12 protein-coding genes are annotated in these 14,773 nt (G+C 71.9%); 5 read left to right on the top strand and 7 right to left on the bottom strand.

Going from position 1 to position 14,773, the window contains the following annotated elements; all coding sequences use genetic code 11:
• Window positions 1–16: 16 nt before the first annotated feature.
• Window positions 17–1,732 (bottom strand): metallophosphoesterase, encoded by a 1,716-nt coding sequence (locus CHC09_RS27935; RefSeq protein WP_179277315.1) that lies wholly within the window; start codon window positions 1,730–1,732, stop codon window positions 17–19.
• 98 nt (window positions 1,733–1,830) lie between these two features.
• Here CHC09_RS27935 and CHC09_RS27930 point away from each other — a divergent pair, with 98 nt between their 5' ends.
• From CHC09_RS27930 to CHC09_RS27920, 3 genes are all read left to right on the top strand, one after another.
• Complete coding sequence (locus CHC09_RS27930; RefSeq protein ID WP_143232611.1) at window positions 1,831–2,100, top strand: hypothetical protein; 270 nt, start codon at window positions 1,831–1,833, stop codon at window positions 2,098–2,100.
• A gap of 224 nt (window positions 2,101–2,324) precedes the next feature.
• Window positions 2,325–2,993 (top strand): hypothetical protein, encoded by a 669-nt coding sequence (locus CHC09_RS27925; protein WP_143232609.1) that lies wholly within the window; start codon window positions 2,325–2,327, stop codon window positions 2,991–2,993.
• Between the two features lie 142 nt (window positions 2,994–3,135).
• Complete coding sequence (locus tag CHC09_RS27920) at window positions 3,136–4,395, top strand: outer membrane protein assembly factor BamB family protein (RefSeq protein ID WP_143232608.1); 1,260 nt, start codon at window positions 3,136–3,138, stop codon at window positions 4,393–4,395.
• A gap of 155 nt (window positions 4,396–4,550) precedes the next feature.
• On the opposite strand, the gene amaB is transcribed toward CHC09_RS27920, so the two are convergent.
• The 3 genes from amaB to CHC09_RS27905 are packed head-to-tail and all read right to left on the bottom strand — an operon-like array spanning window position 4,551 to window position 8,594.
• Window positions 4,551–6,053 (bottom strand): L-piperidine-6-carboxylate dehydrogenase, encoded by a 1,503-nt coding sequence (gene amaB / locus CHC09_RS27915; protein WP_089296191.1) that lies wholly within the window; start codon window positions 6,051–6,053, stop codon window positions 4,551–4,553.
• A complete protein-coding gene (hglS, locus tag CHC09_RS27910; protein ID WP_089296190.1) occupies window positions 6,050–7,447 on the bottom strand; it encodes a 2-oxoadipate dioxygenase/decarboxylase in 1,398 nt (465 codons plus the stop codon). Before hglS ends, amaB begins: the two co-directional genes overlap by 4 nt.
• 16 nt (window positions 7,448–7,463) lie before the next feature.
• Window positions 7,464–8,594 (bottom strand): NAD(P)/FAD-dependent oxidoreductase, encoded by a 1,131-nt coding sequence (locus CHC09_RS27905; protein WP_089296189.1) that lies wholly within the window; start codon window positions 8,592–8,594, stop codon window positions 7,464–7,466.
• Window positions 8,595–8,824: 230 nt separating this feature from the next.
• On the opposite strand from CHC09_RS27905, the gene CHC09_RS27900 reads away from it, so the two are divergent.
• Window positions 8,825–9,727: a LysR family transcriptional regulator gene (locus CHC09_RS27900; protein WP_089296188.1), complete on the top strand. Its 903-nt coding sequence runs from the start codon at window positions 8,825–8,827 to the stop codon at window positions 9,725–9,727.
• Window position 9,728: 1 nt separating this feature from the next.
• Here CHC09_RS27900 and CHC09_RS27895 read toward each other — a convergent pair whose 3' ends face one another.
• The gene (locus CHC09_RS27895; protein ID WP_089296187.1) at window positions 9,729–10,112 is read right to left on the bottom strand and encodes a MerR family transcriptional regulator; all 384 of its coding nucleotides are present in this window, start codon (window positions 10,110–10,112) and stop codon (window positions 9,729–9,731) included.
• A gap of 12 nt (window positions 10,113–10,124) precedes the next feature.
• Window positions 10,125–11,117: an MDR family NADP-dependent oxidoreductase gene (locus tag CHC09_RS27890; RefSeq protein WP_089296186.1), complete on the bottom strand. Its 993-nt coding sequence runs from the start codon at window positions 11,115–11,117 to the stop codon at window positions 10,125–10,127.
• A 131-nt stretch (window positions 11,118–11,248) separates the two neighbouring features.
• Between CHC09_RS27890 and CHC09_RS27885 the strand changes: the two genes are divergently transcribed.
• On the top strand, window positions 11,249–12,133 hold the full coding sequence (locus CHC09_RS27885; protein WP_179277314.1) for a helix-turn-helix domain-containing protein: 885 nt from the start codon (window positions 11,249–11,251) through the stop codon (window positions 12,131–12,133).
• Window positions 12,134–12,135: 2 nt separating this feature from the next.
• Here the strand turns inward: CHC09_RS27885 and CHC09_RS27880 are convergent, their stop codons facing one another.
• Window positions 12,136–14,748, bottom strand: a complete 2,613-nt coding sequence (locus tag CHC09_RS27880; RefSeq protein WP_089296184.1) for an NACHT domain-containing protein — start codon at window positions 14,746–14,748, stop codon at window positions 12,136–12,138.
• Window positions 14,749–14,773 lie beyond the last annotated feature (25 nt).

Here is a 14,773-nt window from a genome sequence, read left to right as displayed (position 1 = left end):
GTTCCCCCGGCCTCGTCTACGGCCGCAGGACGATCGGCTCCTCGATCAGGTGCGCGTGCAACCGGTCGACCGGCTCGATCCACGGCGAGTGCGGCTCGCCCTCCGGCGCCGCACGCCAGCGCCGGGCCGTGCGGCGCACCCCGATCGGGTAGACGGTCAGCGTGCCGTCGGCGGTCAGCCGCAGGCGCAGGAACGACTTCGAGTCCACGATGCCCTGCGCGGAGAACAGCTCGTTCAGGTTCACCCCGAAGCGGGCGGCGAGCAGCAGATAGGCCGCGACCAACTCGGTCGCGGCCAGGCCGGACACCACCCCGTAGACGACCAGCGTCGCGATCAGCGACCACGGCCAGGGCCAGTCGTGCAGCGGCAGCTCCCACCACGCCCAGGTGCCGAGCGCGGCCAGCCCGAGATGCGCGCCGCCGTGCAGCAGGCCCAGTACCCGCCGCCGGTGGCGGCCCAGCAGCGAGTCGCTCAGGTGCGCGAACGCGTAGGCGCCGGCCATCACCAGCGCGACCAGGATGACCAGCGGGACCAGCGCGAACTTCTGCAGCGGGGTGCCGAAGCCGCTGGTGATGACCCCGCCGACGGCGAGCAGGATGGCGGTGTGCACGGCCCCGACCATGCCGATGAAGCTCGGGTTGTGCATGGGCAGCCGGCCGAAGATGCCGGCCGCGTACGCCTGCGACATCCGCTTGCCGGGGAACCGGGACGCGAGCCGGTACGTCTCCCGCGGCGACGTGCTCTGCAGCGGCGCCGGCGGGACCTCGATCGTCTCCGGCAGCTGATGGGTCGGGTACAGGTAGGCGCCACCTCCACCGCACGTGATCAGCTCCCGGTCCGGGCCGCTGTAGTGCGCGTAGTGGTGCATGTCGCCGGAGAGCATCAGCCGGACGGCGGCGCCGGTCGGCGTGATGACCGCCCGGATGAAGTAGTCCAGCGACTCGTAGACCACCGGCCGGTCGGCCCCCTGCACCCAGGTCGGGCTCGACGACGCGATGATCACCTTGGTTTGTGGGCCGAACCCGGCCGCGACCCGCTGGAAGTACTCCAGCTGCGGATCGTCGATGTACGTCGACGCTTGGTCGTCCACCGCCAGCAGCCACCAGTCGCCGGGCAGCTCGACGGCGAAGTACGACCGGTTCTGCGGCAGGTGCCAGCCCCCGATCTCGGTCCGCCGGCTGCCGGTGAACAGGCGCAGGAACGCGGTCAGGCCGTCGTACCAGTCGTGGTTGCCGGGCAGGGCGTACATCCGCGGGGTCTCCTCGCCGTCCGGCACCGACGGCAGCGCGGCACGGTACGGCCCGATCAACCGGTTCTCGTAACGCTCGGTACTCGGCGTCGGATAGACCTCGTCGCCGCCGAGCACCAGCGCCCGCCCCCGCGGCAGCACGTGGTCACCGACCGTGAGCTGCGGCTGCGCCAGCAGGTAGGCGATCGAGTAGGTCGCCTCGAACCCGTCCCCGAGGTCGGCCACGAAATCGATCCAGCAGTCCCCGTCCGGCCCCACCTCGCGATCCACCTCGTCGGGGAACGACCCCTGCAACTCCCGCTTGTCCAGATAGCTGCCCTGGATCGAGGCGAGCGCGACGCGCAGCCCGGTCCCGGCCAGCTGCACCGGCGACAGCCAGGCCACCGGCTCGGCCCGGGTGAAGCCCAGCTGCTCCGGCGTGAGATCGCGGGGCCGGTGCGGCGGTGGAGGGGTGAGTGATGCGTGCTCGGGCGCGTCCGCCATCGGGGTTCCTTCCTCTGTGCTGGGAAAGGAGTACCAGAACGCGACACGGCGCGCACCATCAGAAGATTCAATTTCCCTGGTACGACCTGTGGAGCCCCGTGGGCAGGCCTCGCGGCCTCGTGGCCGTGCCGGTCTCGCGCGGGGCCGCGCCGTCGTGCCGGCGGCTGCCGCGCGCCACGGTCCGTGGCCGGCCGGGTTGCTTGCCGGGCACCGTGACCGCCTGGTTGCGGCGGTCGGCGCCGCTCGCGCTCGGAGGGTGGCTGGGCTCGGCTGGTCACCGCCGTGACCAGCCGGTGGGCCGCAGCGCGCGCAGCGGCCCGGTGGGGGAGCGGGTCTCGCGCGAGATCGGCACGGCCGAGGGCACCTGATCGCGGTCGGGCCGTACCCGGAGAGCCGCTCTCAAGCCAGTTGAAGCGACCCGGTTCCTCGGTACCTGACGGAAAGGGCATCGTCTCTCTCGTGGATCGGCTGGCATGCTTCCCGGGTGTCGGATGCGAGTGACGTGTTGCGATGGCTGGCAGAGGAAGGTTTCACGCCACTCGGGGAAGGGAGGTGGAGGTGGCAGGAGATCGACGGGAGGGACGTGGAGGAGATGTCGGGAAGCGATGTCGCGTTCCACTGCTCGGATGCCCTGCTGGGCGACGAGCGCCTATCGGTGGGGGAGCGGGTACGTCGCGTCTTCGGCCTGTTCGACCTGACCGACGACTACTCGCTCAACGAGGAGCTTTTCACCTTCCTTGTGCGGGCGAACGATCCGGCGGTCGCCCGGGCGGTCTGGGCGGGCTACCGGAGCAGGCTCGAGACTCAGGAGATCTCGCCCCAGCTGCGGCTCGCCCTGGTGGTCGCCTGGTTCGAGGACGTTCGCACGGTTGAGACCGCGTTCAACGAGCTGCTCGGCGATGATGTGCGCCGGCTTCGCGACGAGGGCCGGCTGATCGAGTTGGCCGCCGGGCCGTCGCACTGGCGGACCGCCCATGTACTGGAAGCTTCAGGGCCGGTGCCCTGGTCGTGCAAGCGTGACGTCTATGCGGCTGTCGCCACTCTGCCGGAACTGGCGCCGGCGCTGTTCCAGGCCCTGCTGCGGTGCTACCACAACATTTACGGCGCCCTCGAGCCCGTCGAAGCGCTGACCCTGCTCGACCGTCTCGACCTGCCGTCGGACCTCGAACACCTGGCGCCGTTACGTGTCGTCCTGTCCGCCGGCGCCCGCAATCATTACCGCAGTCCAGAGCTGTGGGAAGCGGCGCTGGGCGACCATTGAGCCGCGGGTGCCGCGCCTGCTGGGGTCTTCTATCGGATTCGACTGATTAGCGGGGGACGTCCTGGTAAGCGTGGACAGGAGATTCCGGTCGAGCCCGAGGGGAAGGTACATGTTGCGTGCGATACGCCGTACCCCCGCAGTCATGTTGTTCCTGCTCCTCGGCGGCTGTGCGGCGGCCTCGCCGGCCGCGCGGGGCGTCCCGGTCCCGTCGGCCGTGCCGTTGCCATCGGTTCCTTCGGTCCGGGCCGTGCCGGTGCCGATGGGCTGGGACCGCCCGGGCTTCGATCCCGGGAACACCTTCTTCAATCCCGGCGAGACCGTGCTCACCGCGGGCAGCATCGGCCGCCTGGTCAAGAAGTGGTCGGTGAGGCTGCGCGTCGACAAGCAAAGCTGTCCCGGCCAGATCGACGTCGGCCCGCCGGTCGTCTCCGGGGACCACGTCGTCATCGGCGACCACAAGGGCATCTCGGTGTATGCCGCGAGGACCGGTCTCCGTCTGTGGGCGTTCCAGTGGGACGATTTCGGCGAGGGCCTCCGCCCGACCCTGACGATCACGAATCGGCTGGTCATCGCCGGTTACGCCGAGTGCTACTCGGTGAGTAACTCGAAGAGCCGTCTGATCGCCTTCGACCCCACCACCGGCAAGCCGCGCTGGGCCCAGGACGGCACCCCGTCGGTCGCCTACGTCGTGGTCGACAAGGGGGTCGCCATGGCCTCCGGCTGGGAGGATCCCAGCTCGGTCGGGCTGGCGGCCTACAGCCTCGCGAACGGCGAGCAGATCTGGAGCAAGCCCGGCCACATCGCCACCGGCGTCTCCGCCGGCGGCACGGTCCTGGCGCACGAGATCAACGTGAACGAGGAGGTGCCGGAGACGGTGACGGGCGTCGACATCACCACCGGCGCCACCCGATGGACCGCGAAGGGCACCTGGTACGCCGAGGCGGCCTCCCCGGCGGGCGACCGCCTGTACGCCTCCGACGAGAAGGGCGAACTGGCGGCGTTCCGGGTGGCCGACGGTACCGTCGCCTGGACCGCGCCACCCGGGCCGGGCGACCATGGCGAGTGGACGATGGGATCCATGTCGATCGCGACCGACGGGGTCAGGGTGTACCGCTCGTCCGATCGCACCCTCGAGGCCCTGGACGCCCCGACCGGCCGTCTGCTCTGGACGTACCGGATGAAGACCTCGTCACCGCAGCCCGTCGTCGCGGGCGGCCTCGTCTACGTCGACGGGGTCGCGCTGCACGCGGACAGGGGGAAGGTGGCGTACTTCGGGCCCGCCCTGACCGGGGCTGTCGTCGTCACCGGAGGACGCCTCTTCCAGGTGAACGGGGACACGCTCAGCGTCTATGCGCCCGCTCAGCGCCCCGACCGGCCGCCGGCCCTGAGCCCGCGCCCATAGCGGCCAGGACGGCCGGGACAGCACCACCGGACCCAGCCCGGTCCCGAGGGCTGGGCCGGTGGTGCTGTCCCGGGCCAGGACAACGACGTGTGAATCAGGGGCACCACCGGCCGGCCGTGGTACTGACCAGCCGGTGGTGCCGCTGCCGGGGTGGGTCAGAGGAAGCTGACGTTCTGGGCGAGGGCGAGGGCGCTCGAGTAGTTGATCGTGTTCGTGGCCCGGCGCATGTAGGCGCGCCAGGCGTCGGAACCGGACTCCCGCCCGCCGCCGGTCTCCTTCTCCCCGCCGAACGCGCCGCCGATCTCCGCACCCGACGTGCCGATGTTGACGTTGGCGATGCCGCAGTCGGACCCGTCGGCGGCCAGGAAGCGTTCGGCCTCCTGCTGGTCCCGGGTGAAGATCGACGAGGACAGCCCCTGCGGTACGTCGTTCTGCAGCGCCACGGCCTGCTCGAACGTGTCATAGGTGAGCACGTACAGGATGGGCGCGAACGTCTCCTCGCGGACGACGCCGGTCTGCTTGGGCATCCGCACGATCGCGGGCTCGACGTACGCTCCGCTGTTCGTGCCGACGCGGCGGCCGCCCGCGACGATCTTGCCGCCCTCGGCCTGGGCCCGCTCCAGGGCGGTGGCCATCGCGTCGGCGGCCGTGCCGGTGATCAGCGGGCCGACCAGCGTGCCCTCGTCGAACGGGTCACCGATCGGCAGCCGGCCGTAGGCGGCGGCCAGCCGCTCGACGAGCTGGTCGGCGATGTCGCGGTGCACGATCAGCCGGCGCAGGGTCGTGCAGCGCTGTCCGGCGGTGCCGGCGGCGGCGAACACGATGCCCTGCAGGGCGAGATCGAGGTCCGCGGACGGGGCGACCACGGTCGCGTTGTTGCCGCCGAGTTCGAGCAGCACCCGGCCGAAGCGGGCGGCGACGCGCGGGCCGATCTCGCGACCCATCCGGGTGGAGCCGGTGGCGCTGACCAGGCTGACCCGGGGGTCGTCGACCAGGAGTTCGCCGGTCTCGCGGCCGCCCAGCAGCAGCCGGTGCAGCTCGCGCGGGGCGCCGGTCTGTTCGAGGGCGCGGTCGAGGAGGTGGCTGGCGGCCAGGGAGACGAGCGGGGTCAGTTCGCTGGGCTTCCAGACGACCGCGTCCCCGCAGACCAGGGCGATGGCGGTGTTCCAGGACCAGACGGCGGCCGGGAAGTTGAAGGCGGAGACGACCCCGACGACGCCGAGCGGATGCCAGGTCTCGGCGAGCCGGTGACCGGGCCGCTCGGAGGCGATGGTGCGGCCGTAGAGCTGCCGGGACAGGCCGACCGCGAAGTCGCAGATGTCGATCATCTCCTGGACTTCGCCGAGGGCCTCGGAGCGGATCTTGCCGGCCTCGATGGTGATCAGGTCGGCGAGGTCGGACTTGTGGGCGCGCAGCAGATCGCCGAGCGTGCGGACGAGCTCGCCGCGGACCGGGGCCGGGGTGGTCCGCCAGGTCCGGAACGCCTCGGCGGCCTCACCGATCGCGCGCTCGGTCTCCTCGGCGGTGGTGGCGCGCAGAGCGAACAGGTTCTCGCCGGTGATCGGGCTCCGGGCGTGCAGGCCGGTCCCCTCGGGGACGGCCGCGCCGATCCGGTGCAGGCTCGCCAGGGCTCGTTCGCGCAGCTCGTCGGTGCTCATCGATGCTCCTCATCGGTCAGTTCGGGGATGCCCAGCTCGGCGGCGACGGTCGCGACCGACGCCGCCCGCTCCCGGGCGTACAGCTCGAAGGGGTCGTGGATCTCCCGGCCCATCGCGGCGGCGAGCCAGGCCTGGTCGTGGTCGGCGCCGGTCTGGGTGGTGTCCCGGCTGCCCGCGCCGCTGAGGTTGGACTGGAAGATCCCGGCGGCGGAGCGGGGCAGGAAGTCCTCGTACACGATCGGGGTGGCGGTCACCCAGCCCCGGTCGACCAGCTCGGCGAGGGTGCCCGGCGGCGTGCCGTCCGGACGGCCGGGGTTCACGGCGTACGCGAAATAGGCGAGATCCTCCTCGCGCAGACCGGCCTCCGTGCCCGGCAGGCCCTTCTCCCAGACCTCGGCCGCGACCTCGGCGCGGACGCCGCCGGGTGTGGCCGCCAGCCGCCGGTCCACCTCGCCGAGCAGCGCGTCGTAGCGGGCCCGCCCGGCCGGGGTCAGGGCGATGCCGCGCGCCTCCACCTCGCCGAACCGCACCCGAAGTGAGCCGGTGCCGATCGTGCCGTCGGCCTCGCGCATCGTCCGGGTCTCCGCGAGGGCGCGGAAGGACGTCTGCCGCAGCAGTACGTCCGGGCCGTGCCAGCGCGGCGGGCCCTGGATCTCGTCGATCATCGCGATGCCGCGGTCGGTCATCCGCCGGTACAGCTCGTCGATGTCCAGCACGCGCGGGGTGAGGTGGTTGATGTGGGTGCCGCGGACCCCGCCGATGTCGGCGGCGACGGCCGAGACCGCCTCCAGCTCCGCGTACCAGGAGCGGTCGACCGGTTCCGTGGAGAGTTCGAAGGCCCGCACCGCCAGTTCGAGGAAGCGGCCGGCCTCGGGTTCGGGCAGGCCGTGGTCGCGTTCGGCCCGGTCGGCGAGGGCCAGCAGTTCGGGGCCGAACAGCTGCCGGCCCGCGAGGAACGTCTCCAGCCTGGCCCGCAGGTCGGCGGTGAAGAAGCGCGGGTCGGCAGTGGCCAGCAGCGAGGTGAAGACCCGGAACGGGTTGCGCGCGAGCTCGCCGGCGTCGATCGGGCGGAACGCCGTGGAGATCACCGGTACCGGGCTGCCGCCCGCGTCGCGCAGGTCGTAGAAGCCGACCGGGTGCATGCCGAACGCGCCGAAGATCCGGGCCACCTGGCCGAGCTCGGCCGGGGTGCCGACCCGGATCGCGCCGTGCCGTTCCGCGGTGATCCGGTCGATCGAGCCCAGTCGCTGCGCGCCGGGGCCGTCCCGATCGACGACGTCCCGGTTGACGTCCTCGGAGACCTGGACGAGCGTGGTGTAGAGGGGCACCTCGCGGCCGTACATGGTGGAGAGTTCCCGGGCGAACCTCGCCCGCAGCCGCCATTGCGGAATCATGATCAGGTCTCCCGGCTCAGACTATGTGTTTCTCGGGCCGGCCCGCCGCGTTCGCGGCGAAGCGGTCGGCGCTCAGCGGCGTGACGTCCACGACCGGGGTCCGGTCCAGATAGAGATCGCGGATCACCTCGCCGACCGCCGGTGCCTGCAGGAAACCATGCCCGGAGAAGCCCGTCGCGTACAGGAAGTTCGCCGAGCGGCCGATCAGCGCGTTGTGGTCCGGGGTCACCTCGTACAGGCCCGCCCACCCGTCGCGCAGGCCCGCGTCGAGCAGCCCGGGGGCGCGGACCCCGATGGCGGCGCCGAGCCGGGGCAGCCAGTCCTCGGCGTAGTCGAGATGGAAACCGGGCTCCTGCTCCGGATCCGACATGCCCATCAGCAGGCCACGTCCCTCGCGATGGAAGTAGAAGGTGCTGGAGAAGTCGATGGTGAACGGCACGACCCCGGCCAGCTCCGGCATCGGCCCGGTGAAGATGATCTGGCGGCGCAGCGGCGTGACCGGCAGCGCGACCCCGGCCATGGCGCCGATCGCGGCCGACCACGCCCCGGCGGCGCAGACGATCGCACCCGCGGTGATCGTGCCCCGGTCGGTGTGCACGGAACCGTCCTCGACACCGGTCACGGTGACGCCGGTGAACAGCCTGGCGCCGTGCCGGCGAGCGCCGCGGGCGTAGCCGAGCACCACCGACTCCGGTGTGCAGTGCCCGTCGTCCGGGGACCAGGCCGCCGCCAGCAGGCCGTCGGTCTCGATCAGCGGGGAGAGGGCCTTGGCCTCCGCGACGTCGATCATCCGGCTGGCGACACCGAGCGAGTTCTGCAGCCGCGTGTCACGCTCGAACGACTCGACGTCCTCGGGGGTGGAGAGCAGGAACAGGTAACCGACCCGGTGCAGGTCGATCTCCTGGCCGGGACGCTGCCCGAAGCGCGCGAACGCCGCCAGGCTGCGGGCGCCCAGCTCGATGTTGATCCGGTCGGAGAACTGCGCGCGGACCCCGCCCGCGGCCTTGCAGGTGGAGCCGCCGCCGAGCTCGTCGCGCTCCAGCAGGACGACGTCGCGCACGCCGGCCTCGGCGAGATGAAAGGCGATGCTGGTGCCGATCGCACCACCGCCGATGACCACTACGTCAGCGGAGCCCGGAACGCTCATGCCGCCACCTCCGCTGCGCTCCGGCGTCGACATGAGTTATGCACTGAGCTAACTGATTCGCTCGCAAGCTCGCTCATGCCGCCACCTCCGCTGCGCTCCGGCGTCGACATGAGTTATGCACTGAGCTAACTGATTCGCTCGCAAGCTCGCTCATGCGCCCATCATTCTCCGATCGATTCGTTGAGGTCCATTCTCAATTTCTGCGTACGAACGTTTAGAATCCCTGCACGATGGATTGGTCGAGCGTGCAACTGCGATCGCTGGTCGAGCTGCGCCGGCGCGGCACCGTGACAGCCGTCGCCGCAGCGCTCGGCTACACACCCGGGGCCGTCTCGCAGCAGCTCAACGCGCTGGAGAGGTCGGCGGGCGTGCCCCTGCTGCACCGGGTCGGCCGCCGTGTCGAGCTGACCGACGCGGGCGTGGCCCTCGCCGGGCACGCGCGGCAGATCCTCGACATCGAGGCCGACGCGACGGCCGCCCTCGAACGCAGCGCCGGTGCGGTGGCCGGTGAACTCCAGGTCGCCCTCTTCGCCACGGCGGCCGCGGACATCCTGCCCGTGCTGCTCACCACCGTGCGGGACCGGCATCCGGGCCTCGTGGTCCGCAGCCGGGAGATGGTCGTCGACGACGTCTACGACGCGGTCGCCTCCGGCACCGCCGACCTCGCCATCGGCCTGGAGTACCCGGACGTGCCGATCCGGCGGGACCCGTCGCTGCGGGTGGTCCGGCTCTACCGGGAGCGGTTCTCCCTCGCCGTACCGACCGGGTCGATGTCCCGCTCGGGGCCGCTGAGCCTGGCCGGCACCGGTCCGCCGCTCGGCTGGATCCTGCCGCCCGAGGACACCCACTACGGCCAGGCGATCCGGGTGGTCTGCCGCCGCGCCGGCATCGAGCCGGAGCTGCGCCACGAGGTCAACGACACCGCCGCGTCGCTGGCCCTGGTCGAGGCCGGGATCGGGGTGAGCACGGTGACCCCGCTGATGCTGCGGCTGCGGCCGTCGCGGTTCGACGTCCTGCCGATCGCGGAGACCTTCGAGCGGCACATCGCCGTGGTGGTGCGCTCGTCGGCGGAGCACCGGCCCAGCGTCGCGGCGCTCGTCCAGGTGCTCCGCGAACTCGCCAAGTCCGGTTGATCTAGGCAGGGGCCCGGGTCGCGGGTGCGATGGTGGCCGCCAGCTGGTCGCGCAGGAGGGTGAGGCGGGCGATCTCCGCGTCCATGGCGGCGATCCGGCGGTTGACGACGCCGGTCGGCCTGGCGCAGGCGCCCGGCCCGCCGTGCGGCGGCAGGGAGTCGCCGTCCAGCAGGTCCAGGCGATCGGCGCAGCTGCGGATGTCCGCGATGGTCAGGCCCCGGCCGAGCAGCTCCCGGATGACCCGGACCCGGGACAGCTCCCGCGGGCCGTAGACACGCTGACCGGCCGAGGTGCGCCGCGGTGGCGGGAGCAGCCCGTTCTCCTCATAGAAGCGCAACGCCCGGGGTGTGGTGCCGGTCGCCGCCGCCGCGTCGCCGATGCGCAACCCGGTCCTCCCTCACTCCAGTGCCACGACCACGGCGCCGAAGTGACGCCCTGTGAGCACGTCGCGCAGAGCCGCCGGCGCCTGCTCGATACCCTCGACGCGCACGTGAGGGAACTCGATTCTGCCAGCTCGCGACCATTGCGCGAAGCGCTCGTCCCATTCGGAGCGCAGCGCGGTGTCGCCACCGGCGCTGTAACCGGTCATCGCGATCTGCTTGAGGATGAGCTGATACGAGTCGATCTCGGCCGGTGCCGTGGTGCCGGTGCCGTGCTCCGCGAGCTGTCCGGAGAGCGCCCCGACGAGCGCGAACCGGGCGGACCTGTTGGCCGCCGCGATCGCCGCCGCCAGCTCTTCGCCGCCGACGTTGTCGAAGAACACGTCGACGCCGTCCGGCGCGGCCTTCGCCAGCTGTTCGGCGATCGGGCCGGCGCCACGGGTAACCACCGCGTCGTAGCCGAGACCGGTCATCCGGTCGGCCTTCCACGCCGAGCCGGTGCTGCCGACGACCCGCGCGGCGCCCAGCAGCCGGGCGAGCTGCCCCGCCATCGAACCGACCGCGCCGGCGCCGCCCGACACGAACACCGTGTCGCCCGGCCGGACCGGGGCGGCCCTGGTCAACGCGCCGTACACGGTCGGGCCCTGGGCGAGGTGGGCGATCGGGTCCGGCAGAACGTCACCGATCGGGTCACATTCGGCGTCCGGTACCAGCGCGTACTCCCGCCAGCCGCGCATGTGCCGCACGAGCGTGCCCGGCCGCGGCCCGGTCACGGTCTCACCGACAGCCGGGCCGAACAGCGTGTCGCCCGGCCGCAGACCGGGCAGCGGCGCTCCCTGCACACCGCCCAGCAGCGTGCGCAGCGCGGCGAAGACGGTGAAGTAGCGGTTGCGGACGAGAACCTCGCCCGGGCCGGGAACCGGCACCGGCGTCTCGACGACGGTCAGATCGGCGACCTGGGGCAACCCGGCCGGAACGGCGGCCATCCTGATCTCGCGCATGGTGGGCATACGGCTTCCTTCTCCGATTTCGCTGGGAACCGGACGCTAACCCCTGACCCGTACGTCAACGGCAAGCCCGCGCCTCGGGCCTCGGGATCGGCTGCTACATGTTCTGCGAGACAGACCCTAGGCTCAGCGGGGTGGGGGATGCCCGGAAGATCGGCCCGAACGCTGCGGGCCGGATGCTGCGTGCCGACCTGCGCCGCGCCCGCGAGTCGATCGGACTTACCCAGGCCCAGGTGGCGGGGCACCTGAAGTGGTCGCTGTCGAAGATGATGCGGATCGAGCGCGGCGATGTCGGCATCTCGACGGCCGACCTGCGTGCCCTCTGCGAGGTGCTGGAGCTGGGCCCCGCGGTCGCAGACGAGCTGGTACGCCGGGCCCGGAGCGCTCGGGAGCGTGGCTGGTGGCACGAGTTCCGCGGGGACATCGGGCCGGGTTACGCCACTCTCATCGGCTTGGAGGCCGAGGCGGACCGGATGATCCATTTCGACTGCACAGTGGTGTCCGGGCTGTTGCAGACCGCCGGATATGCCGAGGCGTTACAGTCGTCGTTCCTCGATGAGCCGGACCCGCAGTGGGTGGCGCGGCGGGTGGCGTTGCGGCTGCGCCGGCAGCAGGAGGTCCACGCCCGGCTGGACCCGCCGACGCTCTCCGTGGTGCTGGACGAGTCGGTGCTCTACCGGCGGATCGGGAGCCGGGAGATCATGGCGGAGCAGATCCGCCGGTTGGCCGAGTACGCCCGCCGGCCGCATCTGGAGATCCGAGTGCTGCCGTTCGAGAGCACCGAGTACCGTACGGACCCCTTCGTACTGCTCGGAGACGGCGCGGGCGACATGGTCTACGTTGAGTCGACCATCGGTGATGCCCTGTTCGACGACGATGCGACTGTGCAGGACTTCCGTAAGCGCTTCGCGGCCCTGTCGGCGGCCGCGCTGGACGCCGAGCGGACCGGTCAGCTGCTGCACCGGGTCGCCGACGGATATGCCGCCGGTGCGGACCCGCGCCCGTGGCTGTGGGACTGACCTCAGTCCGGCAACAGGACCGTCAGCGTGGTCACCGCTTCCGTCCCACGGGCCAGGTCCAGAACGCTGTACGCGGTGTGCCCACGGCGCAGCACCAGTGTGTTGGTGATCCCGGTCCACGCCTCGTCGGTCAGGCCGGCCTGCCACAGCCGGGTCAGGGACAGCCACCAGGTGGACACCTCGGTCCCGGGCGGCGCCATCCGGGCGGGCGTGACACCCTCGCCGGCCAGCAGCACCGCGAGCAGGACCAGGTTGGCGGTGTAGGCGGCACAGACCGCGACCACGTCCGGTGGCGCGGGCTCGTACTGCCGGTACCGGCCGTAGGCCCGGCTGCGGGCGGTCCCCAGCAGGGCGTTGGCGGTCTCCAGCAGCTCCCGCCGACGCTGCCCGGGCAACTGGTCGACGAGCTCGGCGGCGAACTCGACAATCGCCCGGCGCGACGTCAACGGCTGGTACGAGAGCAGCGCCCGTAGCAGGCTGTCGTCCGGTGGCTCGTGGGACGACGGATCGTCCCGGTACTCGGCCAGTTTCCGGGCATGGCCGTCGAGCATCATCAGCGTCCGCTCGGCGATCAGGAACTCGCCGAAGGTGGCGTGCAGGAACTCGTAAGTCCGCTGGGCGTTCTCGGTGTGCTCGTTCATCCGGGACACGTGCACGAAGAAGAACCCGGCCACCGTCTGGTGTGCCCGTCCGACCGGTGTCTCGAAGCCGCCCGCCGGATCGGCCCGGCGGCCCAGGAACACGTCCAGGTCCCGCTCCAGGTCCGCCTCGCTGATGTGCTGGCGCTGGCGGTTGAACATGCCGAACGCCGCGATGCTCAGTCGCCGCCGCAGTTCGCCGAGCATTCGGGGCAGGAGCTCCGGCTCCGGTGGCCGGTCCGGCTTGTCCGCCACCTGCCGTTGGATGAACGCGTCCAGCAACGTCCGGTAGAGCGTCGCCGGGGACATCGCGCCGCCGGCCAGCCGTGCCGCCGACGGGTCGGCGTGATAGATCGCCAGCAGGGTGAGCAGCAGCGGCTGGCGTGCCAGGTCCCCGTGCCGCAGCACGTTGCGGGCCGAGAGCCTGCGGAAGCCGGGCGTGCCGGCGTTGGCCCGGTTCCACGCGGTGATCCAGGCCTGGATCTGGGCGTCGGTGAAATCTTCCAGCTTGAGTACGAGCGAGCCGTCCGGTACCCGGGCGCGGTCCACCACGATGGTCCGGGAGGTGACCACCACCGCGACCGGCCGGCCCAGCGCCCACTCCTCCTCCTGGAACCGGGCGGCCTCGGTCAGGTACGCCGACTGGGTTGTCCCGGTCGCCTGGATCAGCTCGTCCAGCCCGTCCAGGAGCACCACCCGGGTCAGCTCGGCGCTCTCGTCGGCGACCCGGCCCCAGGACACCTGTTCCTTCAGAAGGTCCCGCAGCGCCGTCTCCACCTGGGACAGCAGCCGGTCGTCGGCGTTCACCCGGCGCAACTGAACGGGTGTCACGGTGTACTTCTCGACCGGCAGCCGTGCGGCGAGGATCTCGGTGAGCAGGGATTTGCCGGCGCCCGGGTGGCCGAGCACGACCAGTGGGCGCCGGGCCGCGTCGGGGTGGGCGAGGTAGCCGGCGAGGAACTGGTCGAGCTGCTCGTGCACCGGCCGCTCGGCCCACCACTCCTCCTGCGACAGCGCGACACCGGCCGTCGCCGAGGCGACGGCGCTGCGGAACCGGGGTGTCACGAACCCCTCGGCCACGGTGGGAAAGGTCAGCCCCGCCGGCAGCACGGACGAGCGCAGCAGCGGCTGGTCGAGCACGGCGGCCGCGGCCCGGGCCAGCTTGGAACGGACACTGGCCCGGCCCGGCCGCTCCGCCGAGCCGCCGGCCGCGAGCAGGTCGTGCATCCGGCCCATCGCCGGTGCGGTGTGGTCGAGCAGTTCGAGCAGCCGGGCGTTGGCGCGGCGCAGCTCCTCCCGGGTGGCGGCGTGCTCGCCGAGCGAGGCCCAGACGAAGAACTCCGGCACGTCCGCGCCGAGCCGCAGGTAGGCATCCCGGTAGTGGACCCGCCACCGGGTCGTGCATTCGGCGATTATGCCGGCGGAGTCGACCCCGAGCCGGTTCCAGGCGCTCAGGCCCTCGAAGAAGGCGACCGCCGCGGCGGTTAGGTCGGCCATCCGTGGCGCCAGCCGGCTCGACAGGTTCTCCTCGAAGCCCAGCGTGGGGGACGGCAACGGGATGTCCGCCCCGGCCAGCCGGTCGATCCAGTTGGCCTGCGTCACGATCTTGCCGGGCTCCTGGGCCAGTTGCAGTTTCTCCTGGTCGCTGACCCGCAACGACTCGTACGCCGGACCGACCACCTCCCGGAGCGCGTCGAAGAGACCGGCCAGCACGATCGTGGTGTGCGCCGCGGTGATCAACTCGTGGCGACCGCGCCCGTACGTCCCGCGCAACCGCTCCAGCGCCGGACCGAGCAGGTCGCGCAGCAGCCGCCCGGCCTCCTGCTTGCCGTCGATCCAGCCGAGCGCCGGTGGGTACACCACGGCGCCGAGCAGGATACCGGCCCCGGCCGCCCGCTCCACCGCGTCGAGCCCCGGTGTCCGGGCGCCGAGCAGGGTGAGCGCACCGGAGTAGCGAAGCGGTGATGCGATGGCCACGCTGCCGACCGTACCGTCCCGGCAC

It is taken from the genome of Actinoplanes regularis (assembly GCF_900188005.1).
GTDB lineage: Bacteria > Actinomycetota > Actinomycetes > Mycobacteriales > Micromonosporaceae > Actinoplanes > Actinoplanes regularis.
This window is presented reverse-complemented; position numbering and strand designations above follow the sequence as displayed.

Excerpts from the sequence above, each read along its gene's own strand:
- CHC09_RS27900 (WP_089296188.1), top strand. The coding sequence starts at position 8,825 with ATGGATTGGTCGAGCGTGCAACTGCGATCGCTGGTCGAGCTGCGCCGG.
- hglS (WP_089296190.1), bottom strand. The coding sequence starts at position 7,447 with ATGATTCCGCAATGGCGGCTGCGGGCGAGGTTCGCCCGGGAACTCTCC.
- CHC09_RS27925 (WP_143232609.1), top strand. The coding sequence starts at position 2,325 with ATGTCGGGAAGCGATGTCGCGTTCCACTGCTCGGATGCCCTGCTGGGC.
- CHC09_RS27890 (WP_089296186.1), bottom strand. The coding sequence starts at position 11,117 with ATGCCCACCATGCGCGAGATCAGGATGGCCGCCGTTCCGGCCGGGTTG.
- CHC09_RS27920 (WP_143232608.1), top strand. The coding sequence starts at position 3,136 with ATGTTGTTCCTGCTCCTCGGCGGCTGTGCGGCGGCCTCGCCGGCCGCG.
- CHC09_RS27935 (WP_179277315.1), bottom strand. The coding sequence starts at position 1,732 with ATGGCGGACGCGCCCGAGCACGCATCACTCACCCCTCCACCGCCGCAC.
- amaB (WP_089296191.1), bottom strand. The coding sequence starts at position 6,053 with ATGAGCACCGACGAGCTGCGCGAACGAGCCCTGGCGAGCCTGCACCGG.
- CHC09_RS27905 (WP_089296189.1), bottom strand. The coding sequence starts at position 8,594 with ATGAGCGTTCCGGGCTCCGCTGACGTAGTGGTCATCGGCGGTGGTGCG.